At 66.3% G+C, this 13,989-nt stretch carries 14 protein-coding genes and 1 pseudogene; 3 read left to right on the top strand and 12 right to left on the bottom strand.

Translation table 11 applies throughout. The features are described from left to right. Position 1: 1 nt before the first annotated feature. The 6 genes from PARN5_RS0103930 to PARN5_RS0103905 are packed head-to-tail and all read right to left on the bottom strand — an operon-like array spanning position 2 to position 6,007. Entirely contained in the window at positions 2–382 is a 381-nt protein-coding gene (locus PARN5_RS0103930) for a head decoration protein (protein WP_017998475.1), read from the bottom strand. Positions 383–435: 53 nt separating this feature from the next. Continuing rightward, on the bottom strand, positions 436–1,743 hold the full coding sequence (locus PARN5_RS0103925) for a S49 family peptidase (protein ID WP_017998474.1): 1,308 nt from the start codon (positions 1,741–1,743) through the stop codon (positions 436–438). Further along, entirely contained in the window at positions 1,743–3,254 is a 1,512-nt protein-coding gene (locus PARN5_RS0103920; RefSeq protein WP_017998473.1) for a phage portal protein, read from the bottom strand. Before PARN5_RS0103920 ends, PARN5_RS0103925 begins: the two co-directional genes overlap by 1 nt. Before the next feature lie 2 nt (positions 3,255–3,256). Beyond that, on the bottom strand, positions 3,257–3,472 hold the full coding sequence (locus PARN5_RS0103915; protein ID WP_017998472.1) for a hypothetical protein: 216 nt from the start codon (positions 3,470–3,472) through the stop codon (positions 3,257–3,259). Next, the gene (locus tag PARN5_RS0103910; RefSeq protein ID WP_026155158.1) at positions 3,472–5,523 is read right to left on the bottom strand and encodes a phage terminase large subunit family protein; all 2,052 of its coding nucleotides are present in this window, start codon (positions 5,521–5,523) and stop codon (positions 3,472–3,474) included. Before PARN5_RS0103910 ends, PARN5_RS0103915 begins: the two co-directional genes overlap by 1 nt. Continuing rightward, positions 5,471–6,007, bottom strand: coding sequence for a hypothetical protein (locus PARN5_RS0103905; RefSeq protein ID WP_026155157.1), 537 nt, complete (start codon positions 6,005–6,007; stop codon positions 5,471–5,473). Before PARN5_RS0103905 ends, PARN5_RS0103910 begins: the two co-directional genes overlap by 53 nt. A 134-nt stretch (positions 6,008–6,141) precedes the next feature. On the opposite strand from PARN5_RS0103905, the gene PARN5_RS0103900 reads away from it, so the two are divergent. The 3 genes from PARN5_RS0103900 (at position 6,142) to PARN5_RS0103890 (ending at position 7,346) form a co-directional block, all read left to right on the top strand. Further along, positions 6,142–6,357, top strand: coding sequence for a hypothetical protein (locus tag PARN5_RS0103900; RefSeq protein ID WP_017998469.1), 216 nt, complete (start codon positions 6,142–6,144; stop codon positions 6,355–6,357). Positions 6,358–6,469: 112 nt separating this feature from the next. Further along, positions 6,470–6,697, top strand: coding sequence for a hypothetical protein (locus tag PARN5_RS0103895; protein WP_017998468.1), 228 nt, complete (start codon positions 6,470–6,472; stop codon positions 6,695–6,697). A 94-nt stretch (positions 6,698–6,791) separates the two neighbouring features. After that, positions 6,792–7,346, top strand: coding sequence for a DUF3489 domain-containing protein (locus PARN5_RS0103890; protein WP_017998467.1), 555 nt, complete (start codon positions 6,792–6,794; stop codon positions 7,344–7,346). 622 nt (positions 7,347–7,968) lie between these two features. Here the strand turns inward: PARN5_RS0103890 and PARN5_RS0103885 are convergent. The 6 genes and pseudogenes from PARN5_RS0103885 to PARN5_RS0103865 form a co-directional block, all read right to left on the bottom strand. Further along, positions 7,969–8,178, bottom strand: a complete 210-nt coding sequence (locus PARN5_RS0103885; RefSeq protein WP_017998466.1) for a hypothetical protein — start codon at positions 8,176–8,178, stop codon at positions 7,969–7,971. Further along, complete coding sequence (locus tag PARN5_RS0103880) at positions 8,175–9,548, bottom strand: site-specific DNA-methyltransferase (RefSeq protein ID WP_017998465.1); 1,374 nt, start codon at positions 9,546–9,548, stop codon at positions 8,175–8,177. The genes PARN5_RS0103885 and PARN5_RS0103880 overlap by 4 nt, the downstream gene beginning before the upstream one ends. Next, positions 9,545–10,807, bottom strand: coding sequence for a DNA methyltransferase (locus tag PARN5_RS0103875; protein WP_017998464.1), 1,263 nt, complete (start codon positions 10,805–10,807; stop codon positions 9,545–9,547). The genes PARN5_RS0103880 and PARN5_RS0103875 overlap by 4 nt, the downstream gene beginning before the upstream one ends. 396 nt (positions 10,808–11,203) lie before the next feature. Further along, a complete protein-coding gene (locus tag PARN5_RS0103870) occupies positions 11,204–12,211 on the bottom strand; it encodes an exonuclease domain-containing protein (RefSeq protein WP_026155156.1) in 1,008 nt (335 codons plus the stop codon). Positions 12,212–12,303: 92 nt separating this feature from the next. Beyond that, positions 12,304–12,696 (bottom strand): hypothetical protein, encoded by a 393-nt coding sequence (locus PARN5_RS23275; RefSeq protein WP_232419302.1) that lies wholly within the window; start codon positions 12,694–12,696, stop codon positions 12,304–12,306. Positions 12,697–12,795: 99 nt separating this feature from the next. Beyond that, positions 12,796–13,940 (bottom strand): annotated as a pseudogene (locus PARN5_RS0103865) (IS3 family transposase). Between the last annotated feature and the right edge of the window lie 49 nt (positions 13,941–13,989).

Genomic DNA, 13,989 nt, shown 5'->3' with positions numbered 1-13,989 from the left:
GTCAGACGCCGTCGCGGGCGATGATGCCGACCGCGGCCAGCTGGGTGATCTTGGCGGCGATCTTGGCCGCGTCGTTGACGGTGGCCTCGTAGGCAAGGGCGGCGCGCGAGACGATGGCGGGACCACGGGTGACCACGATGCCCACCGCGTCGGCGAGCGTGGCGTTCACTGGATAGAGGAGCACGGCGACTGCGGTCTGTGAACCGTCGGCCCCGGTTGCGGGCGAGAGGGTGTACTTGCCGCTGGCCGTGATGCGCCCCAGGACCGACCCTGCCGGATAGGACAGGCCAAGCTGCAGGGTGATCACCTCGCGGGTGAAGTTCGGGTTGACCTCATACTTGAGGACATCGCCCATGCTGGGCGGTTCCGTCAGGACGGGCATGGTTCAGTCTCCAGGATGTTGGGGGATGGGGGCGCCCAGCGTGGGCGGAACTGTCAGCGCGAGGCGGCCGATTTCTTGGCGGCCGCGACGATGGGGCTTTCCTTGGCCCCGGGTGCGGGGGCCGTGGCGATGATGCCCGCGGCATCGCTGCGCGCCGCAAGGTCCGCCAGCACCTTGGCGCGCAGGGCTTCAGGCTTTACGCCCTTGGCGACCGCATCCGCGGCGTCGATGTGGATGCCGAGGCGCGTGGCCTGCGAGCAGACCTGTGCGACCTCGGCCGCCTCGGCGCGGATCGCCTCGGGCGACATGGCGGCCGCCGTGGTTTGCGGCGGTGCGACTGCCGCGGGCGGGGCCGGTTCCGGCGTGGCGCTGGCAGCAGGCGTGGGCGCAGGCTGCGCATGATCTTCGGGGGCAGTGGTCATCATCGGGCCCTTTCCTCTGGGGGTGGATGTGCCGCGAGGTGCGGCGGCGAAAGCGCGGAAGGCGGTGACGGGATCGGCCACCTCGTCGGCGAGACCGGCGAAGACGGCCGCCTCTCCGCGGAAGACGGCGGCCTCGGTGCCCAGCGCCCGTAGGGTGTCGAGGCGACGGCCACGCCCCTCGGCGACGGTTTCGGCGAAGAGCTGGCGCAGGTCTTCCAGCTCGCCCGCGATCCGGGCGCGGACGGCCTCGGGCAGCGCCTGATACGGGTTCGCATCGACCTTGCGCGCGCCTGCATGGATCAGCGTGACGGCGATGCCCTTCTGGTCCAGCGCCCCGCTCATGTCGCTGTGCATGGCGACGACACCGATGCTGCCGACGGCCCCGGTCCGGGGCAGGATGATGCGGTCGGCCTGGGAGGCCAGCGCATAGGCGGCCGAGAGGGCGTGGTCGGCGACGAAGGCATGGACCGGTTTCTGTTCCCTTGCCGCCCGGATGCGGTCGGCCAGATCGAACGCGCCCGCGACCTCGCCACCGAAGCTGTCGATGTCGAGGGCGATGCCACGGATGGCGGGATCGGTGACGGCCGCCTGCAGCTGGGCGGCGATACCCTCGTAGGAGGTCAGGCCGGAAGATTGACCGATCCACGCCCCGCGATGCACCAACGTGCCAGCAATTTCGATGACCGCGATCCCGTCCACGACGGCGAAGGGCTGGCTTCCGTCCCGCGCCCGGCGCTTGGTCAGGTCGTCACCGAAGAGCGACGCCCGGGCGGGCAGGGTGGCGGCCTCCTGCGCTTCGGCGGCGATTTCGACCCCCTCGACGCTGATCTCTCGCCCGGTGATCAGCGGCCCAAGCCCGGTGAGGATTGCCAGCGCCTTGGCGGGATCGACCATCAGGGCCGTGTTGAAGACGCGCTGGGCGATCTGGGTGTGGTGCATCATGCGTCCTCCGCGGGCCGGGGTTCCCGGTCCTCGCCGTCGTCTTCCTGATCGTTGGTGTCCTGCTGATCCCGCCGCTCGTCCTCTGCATCGCCCGGCCCAGCGCCGCCACCGGCCGCCTGCGCGGGGGACCCCGGCCGCCGGAAGTCGAGACCAAGCGCGGCCTCGCGCTTGCGTTCCGCAGCGATTTCGCGGTCCACCTGCTCTGCGTCGTATCCCCGTTCGGCGATGGCCTGCGTGCGGGATTTGAGGCCTGCCTCGATCTGCAGGATCTCGGCCGCAGCATCCTTGGCCGGGTCGATCCAGTCCCATTTCGTGGGAAGCCAGTCGCAGGCGAGGTATTGCCGCCGCTCTGTCGCATAGCCCGGCAGATCGATGGCGCCCGCCAGCACCGCCATGTCCATCCAGCGGGTCCAGACCGCCCGGCAGAGCTGGTAAACCATGACCGAATGCTGGAAGGCCGAGATGCGGCGGCGGAAATCGACGAGCGCGATCCGCGTATTCGAGAAGTTCCCCTTCGCGGTGTCGCCCGTCAGGTAGCCATAGGGCACGCCCAGCGCCGCGCCGATCTGCAGGAGCGTGCGGTACTGGAAGGGTTCATAGGTGGACCCGGAATCAGGCGTCGAGGGTGTGGTGACATCCTCGCCCGGATCAAGGCGCACCACCTGGCCCGGTTCCACCTCGAGGTCGTCCTCGGCCGGATCGAGGGCGGTTTCCGGGGCGGGGGAGGTGATGAACATGGCGAACATCGCTGCGGTCTTCTTCCGCTCGAGTTCCGCATCGTCGTAGAGATCGAGGGTGAAGAGCTTCACCACCGCCGCGGCGAAGCGCGACACCCCGCGCAGCTGGCCCGCCTCGACCGGGTCCAGAATGTGGATCACCTCGGAGGCGGGCACGCGAACCGTCTCACCCACCAGCCCCGGGTCGGTCATGTCCCCCGGATGGCGGCGCAGGAAGTGATAGGCCACGCGGCGGCCGATGCCGTCGAACTCGATACCCTGACGGATCGACCCTGCGCCGGGCAGGACGCGGGTCATGTCCTGGGGCAGCATTTCCGAGGGCAGCATCTGCAGCTGCATCGGTACGGTCAGGCCGTCCTCCGGCCGCCTTGTGCGGATACGCAGGAAGACCTCGCCTGCCAGAAACACCTCGCGCGCGGCCCGCCGCTGCAACCCGAAAAAGTCGGTCAGCCCCTCGGCATCGGCCTCGTCGGTCCAGGCCAGCCACAGCTTCTGCAACTCCTCCTTCTTCGCGGCGTCCGCGATCTTTGACGAGGGTTTGATCCCGTCGCCGACGACATGGTTTGCGAAGGCGTCGACCGCATTCGCGGCATAGCCGTTATTCCGGACCAACCAGCGCGCCCGGGCGGTGATCGTCTCGCCCGAGGCTGCGATCAGCGTGTTCACATGCGCCCGGGTGGCGCGGAAGCCGCGCATGCGACGGTGGGACTGCGCGGCGTCAAAACCGCCGATGATGCTTCCGAGGCGCGCGCGGAAGGCGTCGAGGACCATGGTCACAGACCCTTCGTGGCGACGGTGCCCCAGCGGCGGCGACGGGCAGATGTGCCGCTGGCCGCTGCGATCCGCCCCTCAAGATCCCTGATCGCCGCCGCCAGTTCGGCATCCGAGCCGTAGGTCACGGTCTTGCCGTCGTAGCTGACGCTGCGCAGCCCGGCGAAGCGGGCTTCCTGCAGCGCGGTCAGCAGGGCCTGCATGCGTTCCAGGTCCATCAGTCCCTCATGAAGTTCGGGGTGTAGGCCCGCCGTTTCCGGCGCGGCGTGGTCAGGGTTCCGGCCTTGGGCTGGGCCGTATCGGTTGGTGTGGCGTCCATCGCGACGGCCGCTGGCATGCGCGTTTCGACGCCCGCCTGAGCTTCCAGCCGCCGCCATGTCGCTTCGTCCCAGCGGTCGGCGCCAAGGATCCACGCCGCCGCGCGGGCGTAGACCCGGCAGTCTAGCGCCTCGTTCCGCTCGCGCATCTTCTGCCATTCCTGATGGGCATAGCCGCGCTTGTTCCGGATGGTGACCAGCTGCTCGGCCACCAGCTGCTTCAGCCATTCGGTGTCGGCCCAGCTTGGGATGTGCACGGTCCCCGGCGCATCGAGGGCGCCCAGCGCCCGGTCTTCGTCCGAGGGTCGTTCGATCCGCAGGAACCGGTAGTTCTCTGCCTTGAACGTCGCCGTTGCCACCGACCAGAGCCGCGCGCCGCGGCGCAGGCGTTTGCCGCCGATGGTCGCATCGACGAAGGTCGGGCCCGAGACCGGTGCCGACCGGTTGAAGCCCTCTAGGCCCTTCAGGGGTGCCACTTGCTCGAACCCAACCTTGCGTGACCAGGCATAGACCGCCGCGGCCTCGTAACCGGTGTCGATGCCGAGTCGTGCCACCGTCATGAAGGCACCGTTGGCATGCTGCCACGACCGGCTGAGAAGGGCGGTCAGCTTGTCCCAGGCGGCGGGATCGTCTGGGCCGCCCGGAATGACGATGTGATCGACCAGCCAGGACTCGAGACCCCGGCCCCAGGCCCAGATATCGACCTCGATCCGGTCCCTCTGCACGTCTGCCCCGGCCGTCAGGAACAGCCCGGCCATGGGGACCGTGCCCGGCTTCCACGCCTCGCGCCGATCCGCCAGCCGCTGCCATTCCGGCGCGTCGCCGCTTTCGATCCACGTTTCCCCCAGAAGCGTGTTCCGCGCGACGCGCAGCGTCTCGTCCGACCCCTGGGCCGCCAGCCATTCCCGCGCGATGTCGGACCAGCTTTTCCAGCCCAAGGGCGAGTAGAGCGCCGACAGGTGGAAGCCGATGGCCTTCGGATCCCTGGAGACCGCTGTCGCCCGCCATTCGCCGCGGGCCAGCATCTCGGTCTTGTGGTGCTCGGCAATCGGACGCTCGCAGCCCTCGCAGTGATAGGCGGCGGTTTCGGGCTTCCCTTTCGCCCAGCGCAGTCGGTCGAACTGCAGCCACTGCATCGCCCCGCAATGGGGACAGGGCACGAAGTAGCGCCGCTGGTCGGACGCCTCGAATTCCCGCTCGATCCGGGACAGCCCCCGGATCGTCGGAGTCGAGACCATGAACACCTTGCGCCGGTGCGAGAAGGTGGTGGTGCGGGCTTCGGCCAGCGTGACAGGATCGCCCTCCTCGTCGGCTGAGGCGGGATAGGCGTCGACCTCGTCGAGGAACACATAGCGCGCGGGCATCGAACGCAGGCCGGTGGCGGAATTCGCCCCGGTCAGCACCAGAATGCCGCCGGGGAATTCCTTCGACAGCATCGAATTGCCCGCATCCCGCGACCGGGCCGGATTCACCCGCTCGCGGAGCGCCGGGCTGTCCGCGATCAGCGGGTCCAAACGCCCCCGTGAGGTGCGCTTCGCCAATTCCAGGCTCGGCAGCACCGCCAGCATCGGCCCAGGGGCGTGATGGATGACAAAGCCGATCCAGTTGTTGCCCGCCTCGGTCGCGCCCACCTGCGCGGCCTTCATGAAGGTGATGCGCTGGGCGGGATGGCCGGGCGAGAGCGCATCCATGATCTCGCGCAGGTAAGGCGCCCGGGCGGTGCGATACCGCCCCGGTTCGGCCGCGCCGCGCGATGACAGCCAGCGATGCTGGTCCGCCCATTCCGACACCGTCAGGTTCGGATCAGGCCGCAGGCCCTGCCGCCAGACCCGCAGCAGATCCTCGGCGCCGTCGAAGCCGAGGTCGAGACCCGCGGTCAGGTCGTCGTCATCGTCCTCATCATGCAAGCGAGACCCTGAGGTCGGCGAGGGTGTCGAGCTGTTCGCGGACATGGGCTTCCAGCACCCTCTGCATGATCGCGGTCTCGATCGTCACCGATGCCCCGGATTGCCGTTCCACCTCCGCCATGATCTGCGCCGCCATCAGCGCGGCCACCCGTCCGGGCCAGGTGACCCAGACATCCCGTTCCTGCCGCGCCAGGCGAAACACCAGCGTTTCCGCCCGCGCTCGGTCGACCAGCGTGCCCTTCTTCTTCTGGACGGCCAGCTGACGTTCCTGCGCTGCGTAAACCGTGAGCGCCGTGCGCGCCTTGATATACGATGTCGTGTCGCCGGGGCCGCTGGCCAGCCCATCCCCACCCAAGCTGCGCCGCTGCTGGTCGGGGTCCGTCATCTCGGCCCGCCGCACATCCGAGGCCGCGGCATTGATCGACCCGTCGTCATGGACCACCAGCCGACCGTTCTTGCGCGCCTTCTGGACCCCGCCGCGGGACAGCCCGGAATGGGTGGCATACTCGCGCTCGCTCATGCCTTTCATGGCGCTGTGAAGCCTATCAACATATTGAAAATAAACAGGAAAAGACAATCATTCCCGTTGATTGTCTCCCCCTCCGGAGCGATTCTGTTGTCCATCAACAGGCTGCATCGCGCCAATCCCAGGAGGGCTTCATCATGACCACGACCACCATCCGCATCGACTATTCCGCCCTTCCCGAGGGCTTTGATCTGAGCCGCCCGGACGCCATCGCCGAGGTTATCGAGCAGGCGCTGCGCGAGAGCGGGATCCCGGCCGAGGCCACCGACGTCCTGTCGCACATCAAGATCGAACTGCCGACCGCCCAGCTTGGCGCTGCCAGCCGCACGCTGGCGGAGATGCGGCTGATCTGAGCGGAATGATCAGACAAGCACTGATATTGCTCCGATTTGCCTACGATCATCCGCCCGACAGAGCGATGGTGTTCGCACCAGAACGATGCAACTCACCGAAGGATGCCCCGCCATGACCACCCGCCGCGCCGCCTCGAACGACAAGGCCCTCGACGCCTTCATCGCCGCCAAGGCCGAGATCGACATGATGCTGGAGCGCCTGAAGGCCCTCAGCGACGACCATTTCGAGACCCACCCCGACGAGATCCATTGGGGGCACGTCGGCACGCTGAAGCACTACGCGGGCCTGCTGCGCCAGATCACCGACAGCGCCTTCAAGGAAGGCGAACACGCCGCCTGACGCACCGCGCGGCGCCAAGGCCGCCCCGTTCGACGACGGGGCTTGCCTCCGTAGAAGGCGCGCACAGCGCGCGCCACAGCGCCCGGAGGCTCCGATGACCACCCCGTCCGACACTCAATCCCTGATCCTCTCCCGCGCCGCGACCCGGCCGGGGAACCTCGCCCTGCCGCTGCCCGAGGGGCTGGTCGGCGCCGCGGCCAAGATGGTCGTCGGCAAGCTGATCGCCCGCGGCTGGCTCGAGGAGGTCGAGGCCAACCTGCGTCGCGGCGAGCCGATTTGGCGCGAGACCGGCGATGGCCACGGCACCACGCTGATCGCGACCGCGGCCGGGCTGGAGGCCATCGGGATCGAGCCGGTGGTGGCCAGCGCTGTCGCTAGCGTGCGGAAGGCGAAGGCAAAGGCGGAACCCGCGCCTGACGACACTGGCACCGCGAAACCCGTCGCCATCCGCGCTGGCACCAAGCAGGCGCAGATCATCGCCATGCTCCAGCGCCCCGAGGGCGCGACGGTCGCCGAGATGGTCGATGCCTCCGGATGGTTGGCACATACCGTCCGCGGCTGCATCTCGGGGGCGCTGAAGAAGAAGCTGGGTCTGCCCATCGCCGCCGAGAAGGTCGAGGGTAGGGGGACGGTCTACAAGCTGCCTTGATCAGGTTTTCAGGATCAGATCCTTCGGGTGCTCACACCCAAGCAGACAGCGCTCCTGATGTCTTTCAGGTGCGCTGCCAGCCATTTCCCATTTGCCATCCTCTCTCGGACGCGTGCGCGATGTGCGTCCGGGGAGGGGGGCTCCTTTCTGTGATGCCGCCTTGTGTTGCAGTACCAGCAGGCAGCGACGATGTTTGTGGGCGCGTCGGCACCGCCGTCGGAGCGGGGGTGCAGGTGCTCTGCGGTACAGCGAAGATACTTCCGCAAGGGTGGTGCCTGGCAGATTTCCGGCACGGCAGGATCCATCTCCGGATCCCACATCGGCAGGTCGCAGTAGTAGCACCGGCCGCCCTGCGCCAGCATTTTGGTTCGGCGAATATTCGACAGCTTTCCCATCCAAGGGGCCTCCATTCAACTTCGTGAGAAGCGAATGCGCGGCGCCTTGGAGGGGCGCTCCCCGGCGGGAAGCTCATGCTCGCGCGAGACCCGATCATTCGTGGTTCCGCAGTCCGTACAACGATGCCGTCAGGGTTTTTCTGCCGACCTGAGGGGGCTCATGCCCTCCTCAAAGCTCGCTTCTGAGCCTTCGTTTGGCCGAACGGTAGAGAACTGCGGATTTCCCGTCAACGGAATCTCTCGAACAGCCTGCGCAGCACATACCCGCGCACCAGCGATACGCCGGTGAACGCGAGGCCGATGGCCAGCTGATCGCCCAGCGCGATGTGGATGCCGAAGACCGGAAACACCACGATCTGCCTTCCGACCGCGAGGGCATAGCCGACGATCACGTAGGTTGCGGCCTCGATCAGGGACATGCGGCGCGACTGGGTCATGCGCGCTTCCTAGACCGGCGCGCCGGTTTCCCGGCTTCTTCCTGGTCCGCGATCCGGCTTGCTATCCGCCCCGTCGCCATCTCCCACCGCCGCACGGCGACGTCGCAATAGACCGGGTCCAGTTCCACCGCGCAGCAGCGCCGCCCGGTGCGTTCCGCCGCGATCAGCTGTGTGCCGGAGCCGCAGAAGGGTTCGAACACCAGGTCGCCGGGATCGCTGAAGGCCTCCAGCACCGCCTCGACCAGCGCGACGGGGAAGACGGCCGGGTGCGATCCGGCAGCGCCCAGCCCGCCCTTGTGGCGCATGATGCGGAAGACGCTGTCCGGGATGCGGTGGCTCTGGATCGCGTTGCCATAGCCGGTCTTGCGGTGGACTGTGCCGTCGGCCCCGCGCAACCCGCCGCCGCCGAGGGTTTCGCCTGCGTGCTTGCTCTCTACTGTCTTGTTCGGCTTCCGGGGCTGGCGGTTGAAATGGAAGATGAACTCGTGCGACGGCGCAAGGCGGCCGTTCCAGTCGCCGTGCAGGCCCGGCCCCTGGTCCCAGACATACCAGCCGAACCGCCGCCAGCCTTGCTCGCGCATCCAGTCGACCCAGCCCTCCCAATACGGGATCCATTCGCCATCGCGATGGACGAGGCCGAGGTTCACCAGCAGTTGGGCATCCGCGGTGACGGGCGCCGCAGAAAAGACGCCCTGCATCAGCGCGTCCCAATCGCCGACCTTTTCCTTCGCAGCGCCATAGTCGCGCTGCTGGGCGTAGGGCGGGGAGGTGAACAGCAGCGACGCCTGCGCCCCGTCCATTAGCCTCGTCACCACGGACGTGGCGGTGGCATCGCCGCAGATCAGCCGGTGATGCCCGAGCCGCCAGATGTCGCCTGGCTTGGTGATTGGTTCGCCCGGGGCCTCGGGGATCGTATCCGCGGTGTCATCGTCGATGGGCGCGCGGTCGTCGGCATCGTGCAGCAGCGCGTCCAGCTCGTCCTCGGGAATTCCGATCAGCCCGAGATCGAAGTCCTCGGCCATCAGCCCGCGCAGTTCCTCGAGCAGCAGCGTCTCGTCCCACCCGCCCAGTTCGGTCAGCTTGTTGTCGGCGATCCGGTAAGCCCGGCGCTGCGCCTCGGTCAGATGGCCCAGCACGATCACCGGCGCCTCTGCCAGTCCGAGCTGTGTTGCGGCCAGGACGCGGCCATGGCCAGCTATCAACTCGCCATCAGCGGCGACGAGGCAGGGGACGGTCCAGCCGAACTCGGCCATGCTGGCGGCGATCTTCGCCACCTGGTCGGCGTCATGGGTCTTGGCATTCCGGGCGTAGGGCCGGAGACGGGCCAGGGGCCAATGCTCTATCCGGCCCGGCAGGAGGGGCGCGTTCATGCCGCGAGCCGCTTTGCCTTCAGGTTGGCGAAGGTCTCGCCGGTTTCCGCCAGCACCGCCTCCTGACCCGTGAAGGATTGCCAGCGCTCTATGGCGACATCGACATAGGCCGGGTTCAACTCGACCCCGAAACAGACCCGGCCCGTGGTCTCGGCCGCGATCAGCGTGGTGCCGGATCCCATGAAGGGTTCATAGACCGCCTGGCCGGGGCTGGAATTGTTCAGGATCGGGCGCCGCATGCATTCGACCGGTTTCTGCGTGCCGTGGACCGTGTCGGCGTCCTGATCCCGGTTGGCGATCTGCCACAGCGTCGTCTGCTTGCGGTCCCCGGCCCAATGACCCTTGCCCTTGGCGCGCACCGCATACCAGCAGGGTTCGTGCTGCCAGTGGTAATCGCCCCGGCTGAGGACCAGCCGGTCCTTCGCCCAGATGATCTGCGACCGGATGGCGAAGCCCGCCGCCGCCAGGCTGTCCGCCACGGTCGCGGCATGCAGCGCGCCGTGCCAGACATAGGCGACGTCGCCGGGAAACAGCGCCCAAGCCTCGCGCCAGTCGGCCCGGTCGTCGTTCAGCACCTTACCTGTGCGTTTCGTCTTGGCCGCGCCAGCCTGATTGCGCCAGGAGGGATCGTAATCGACTCCATAGGGCGGGTCGGTGATCATCAGCAGGGGGCGTACGTCACCGAGCAGCCGCCCAACGACATCGGCCGCAGTGCTGTCGCCGCAGATCAAACGATGCGCGCCCAGCTGCCAGAGGTCGCCCGGCACCGACACTGGCGTGACCGGAAGTTCGGGCACATCGTCCTCGCCCTCGACCGGACCATCGTCGCCCAGCGCGTCGGGATCCCGCAGCAGCGCGTCAAGCTCATCGTCGCTGATGCCAAGCAGCGTCAGGTCGAAATCCTCGGCCAGCAGCCCCGCGATCTCGTCGCGGAGCAGGGCCTCGTCCCATTCGCCTAGTTCCGTCAGCTTGTTGTCGGCGATCCGGTACGCCCGGCGTTCCGCCTCGTCGAGGTGGCTGAGCCGGATCACCGGCACCTCGGTCAGGCCGAGCATGGTCGCGGCCAGCACCCGTCCATGGCCCGCGATCAGTTCACCATCGTCGGCCACCATGCAGGGGACGGTCCAGCCGAACTTGGCCATGCTGGCGGCGATCTTCGCCACCTGGTCGTCGCCGTGCATCTTGGCATTGCGGGCATAGGGGCGCAGCCGGGCAATCGGCCAGGATTCTACCTGGCTCGGCGCGAAGACGAGGTCCATGGGATGGGGCTCGGGATGTGGGGAGGAAAATGAAAAGCGCCCGCGAGGGGGTTCCTCCGGGCGCAATTCTTCGATGATCAAGGGGTAGGTCAATGGGGGCAGGTCTGTCAACCCGAAAAGTGAAGCGGATTCAACGGCTTCTAATGAATTGACTTTTCGGGGTGGCTTCTGCCCACCTGGCTTCCCCGAAGGTGGCTTCCCTGGCTTCCCGCCGGGAACCCACCCCCGCCAGATCGTGATTGCGCAAGCCGCTGATCTGACTCACGAATTCCGGCTCCGGGTTGCAAGGTGGCTTCCGCCTGGCTTCCCCGGTGAAAATGCCTCACGCTAGCGAACCACCGCGCTGCGCCCCCCCCGCATACGTTCAGCGCCGAGGAGGAACCCGAGGAGGGGGGATCAGCTTGCTTTCGATTTAGCCACGAGGGATTTGAAGGCGCTCTCGCCAATAATGCGAATGGGATGCCCCGCCCTCTGCATGTCTTCGGCCTTCCGGTGCTTGCTGCTCTTAGTGTGCCCGGCAAGCACGCTCAAATCTTGGTCACCTACAACCAAATGGGTCGTCTCCCTGGTCACGCCAGCCTTCACGGACATACCTGCGCGGGCAGCAAGCTCGGCTGCTTCGCTTCTGGACATGCCCAATGCGCCGGTGAAGACCACCACCGACCCGGCCAGTACGCCTGTCGGGTCGCCGTCCATGGTGATCGCGGCTGAGTAGCTCTTTCTGGCGGCCGGTTTGATCAGTTCTTCAAACGGAAGGCGAAGATGAAGCTCGGCGTGCAGCACGACCAATGCGGCTGCGCGGGCATCTTCGCCTGCATCATGGTGGTGGAACTGAAGGTTCAGCGTTCGCTTGAGGTTCGCCAATCCGTGCCCGCCGTTACCCTTCAACTCGGGCCACGCCCGTCGCGCGATCTGGACGCTGTCGGCCCAGCGCAGGTCAGGGGCGTCGATGCCGCAGAAACTGCAGGCGGCATTCATTGCCTGCTTGTCGAAGTTGCTATGCTGGATGAGATGGTGGCGCGACAGCAAAGGGAGCAAAGCATCCAAGGCGTCAGGGAACCGCGGTGCATCCGCCACATGGTCCGGGCCAATGCCATGGAGCTGGATGTTGAAGGCGTCGAACCTGGTGCCGGGATTGACCAGCATGGAGAAGGTCTGGATCTGGTTGTCGGGTTGAACGCAGGCCAGGCCGATCTGGCAGATGCTGGCGGCATCACTGCAAGCGGTTTCGACATCCAGCGCGACGAAGCGGAAGCTGCCCTCCGGCACCCTGACCGCGTGCGATAATGCTGGTCTGGCGGGAGCACGGATGATCGGAGATGGCCGAAATTCCTCCAAGGGTGCGGGCTGGTTCTGTTGGATCGGTTTTGGGGTGCGGCCGAACAGCCAGTTAAAAGGCGCCATGCAGAAACTGCTCCCCAAAATACCGCAACCGACCAATTGTTTCTGCTAGGGGCACGGTTTTCATTGTATGATCATGATCTTCAGCTTCGGGTTCATGGCGCACATCGCTTCGCAGCCTCGAGGGTACTAGCATAGATCAGGCAGCTTTCGATGTCGTCCAAGCGCGCTGCCATTCTCTTGGCAATCTCAAGGTTCTCATTGAAATCGTCGACCAGCTCATTGTGTTTTCGCAGCAGGGAGTCATGTGCTTCGACGCATTCGGTGACGTTTGATTTGCAGGTGAAACCCTCGTAGTTGCACTGATACTGATCGAAGCAGGCTGCGTTACGGTCGACGCACATGCCGCTGCTCGAGCAGACCTTGTCACCGTAGTCCAGGCATGCGGGCTGCGTGCCAATTCGACAGGAGAAGCTCTGTCCCAGCGCAGGGGAAGCAGCCGCAAGGACCAGAAGTGATAGAAGAACTCGCGTCAGCTTGATAGCCACGATTTATGACCCCGACATTTCAGACAGCATAGCCTCCGCCTGCGCCAGGACACCGCGCACTGAGCTACTCCCCATCTCTTGGACAGTTTCCGGGATGATTTAAGCTACTCTCTGCCCCTGCTGATCGGTTTCGATCTGGTTGAAGTAGACCACGGCGGGCGGCTGTCCGCCATGGGCGGCGTGGGGCCGCTGGTGGTTGTAGAAGGTGATCCATCGGCCAACGCCCGCCTTCGCCTGCGAGCCGGTCTCCCAGGCGTGCAGATAGACGCACTCATACTTCAGGGACCGCCAAAGGCGCTCGATGAAGATGTTGTCGAGACACCGGCCCTTGCCGTCCATCGAGATCCGGGTGCCGATCCGTTTCAGCCGGTCGGTCCAGGCGAAGGACGTGAACTGCGAGCCCTGATCGGTGTTCATGATCTCGGGCGGGCCGAAGCGGTGGACCGCCTCGTTCAGCGCCTCGACGCAGAAGTCGGCTTCGAGCGTGTTCGAGATGCGCCAGGCCAGCACCTTGCGGGTGAACCAGTCCATGATGGCGACCAGGTAGAGGAAGCCTCGTCGCATCGGCAGATAGGTGATGTCGGCACACCAGGCATGGTTGTGCCGATCGACCCGCAGGCCACCCAGCAGATAGGGGTAGGTCTTGTGCCCCTTCGCAGGCTTGCTGGTGTTGGGCTTCTGGTAGATCGGCATCAGACGCATGAGCCGCATCAGCCGCCGGATGCGCTTCANGTTCACTGGGTGCCCTTCGTTCTGCAGGTGCCAGGTCATCTGCTGGACGCCGTAGAAGGGGGTTTCCAGGAACTGACGGTCGATCAGCCGCATGAGCGCCAGGTTCATCTCGGTCTCGCCCTGCGGTGCGTAGTAGAACGACGACCGCGAGATCGACAGCAGACGGCATTGCGCCCCGACCGACAGCGTGGGGTGAGAGCGTTCGATCATCCCGCGCCTCACCTGCCGGTCCAGGGCTTGAGCTTTCGTGACAAAAAATCGTTGGCGACGGCCAGCTCTCCGATCTTGGCGTGCAGCGATCGCACCGTCTCCTCGTCGACCTCGGCCTTCTTCTTCCTGCCGCGTTCGAAGATGTCCGATGCCCCCTCGAGCAGCGCCTTCTTCCACTGGTGGATCATCGTCGGATGCACGCCGTATTCCGCGGCCAGCTCCGACACGGTGCGCTCGCCCTTCACGGCTTCCAGCGCCACGCGAGCCTTGAAGCCCGCGTCATGGTTCCTGCGTTTCGACATCGTCTGTTCTCCTCGTTCTTGGAGACCAGCAGACGGAAGATCAGAGCTT

Origin of the sequence: Paracoccus sp. N5, from assembly GCF_000371965.1 — a bacterium.
Classification (GTDB): domain Bacteria; phylum Pseudomonadota; class Alphaproteobacteria; order Rhodobacterales; family Rhodobacteraceae; genus Paracoccus.
Note: the sequence above shows the minus strand (reverse complement) of the source record. Positions and strands in the feature narration are given on the sequence as shown.

Coding starts and splice junctions, on each gene's coding strand:
- PARN5_RS0103930 (WP_017998475.1), bottom strand. CDS start 382: ATGCCCGTCCTGACGGAACCGCCCAGCATGGGCGATGTCCTCAAGTAT.
- PARN5_RS0103925 (WP_017998474.1), bottom strand. CDS start 1,743: ATGCACCACACCCAGATCGCCCAGCGCGTCTTCAACACGGCCCTGATG.
- PARN5_RS0103920 (WP_017998473.1), bottom strand. CDS start 3,254: ATGGTCCTCGACGCCTTCCGCGCGCGCCTCGGAAGCATCATCGGCGGT.
- PARN5_RS0103915 (WP_017998472.1), bottom strand. CDS start 3,472: ATGGACCTGGAACGCATGCAGGCCCTGCTGACCGCGCTGCAGGAAGCC.
- PARN5_RS0103910 (WP_026155158.1), bottom strand. CDS start 5,523: ATGTCCGCGAACAGCTCGACACCCTCGCCGACCTCAGGGTCTCGCTTG.
- PARN5_RS0103905 (WP_026155157.1), bottom strand. CDS start 6,007: ATGAAAGGCATGAGCGAGCGCGAGTATGCCACCCATTCCGGGCTGTCC.
- PARN5_RS0103900 (WP_017998469.1), top strand. CDS start 6,142: ATGACCACGACCACCATCCGCATCGACTATTCCGCCCTTCCCGAGGGC.
- PARN5_RS0103895 (WP_017998468.1), top strand. CDS start 6,470: ATGACCACCCGCCGCGCCGCCTCGAACGACAAGGCCCTCGACGCCTTC.
- PARN5_RS0103890 (WP_017998467.1), top strand. CDS start 6,792: ATGACCACCCCGTCCGACACTCAATCCCTGATCCTCTCCCGCGCCGCG.
- PARN5_RS0103885 (WP_017998466.1), bottom strand. CDS start 8,178: ATGACCCAGTCGCGCCGCATGTCCCTGATCGAGGCCGCAACCTACGTG.
- PARN5_RS0103880 (WP_017998465.1), bottom strand. CDS start 9,548: ATGAACGCGCCCCTCCTGCCGGGCCGGATAGAGCATTGGCCCCTGGCC.
- PARN5_RS0103875 (WP_017998464.1), bottom strand. CDS start 10,807: ATGGACCTCGTCTTCGCGCCGAGCCAGGTAGAATCCTGGCCGATTGCC.
- PARN5_RS0103870 (WP_026155156.1), bottom strand. CDS start 12,211: ATGGCGCCTTTTAACTGGCTGTTCGGCCGCACCCCAAAACCGATCCAA.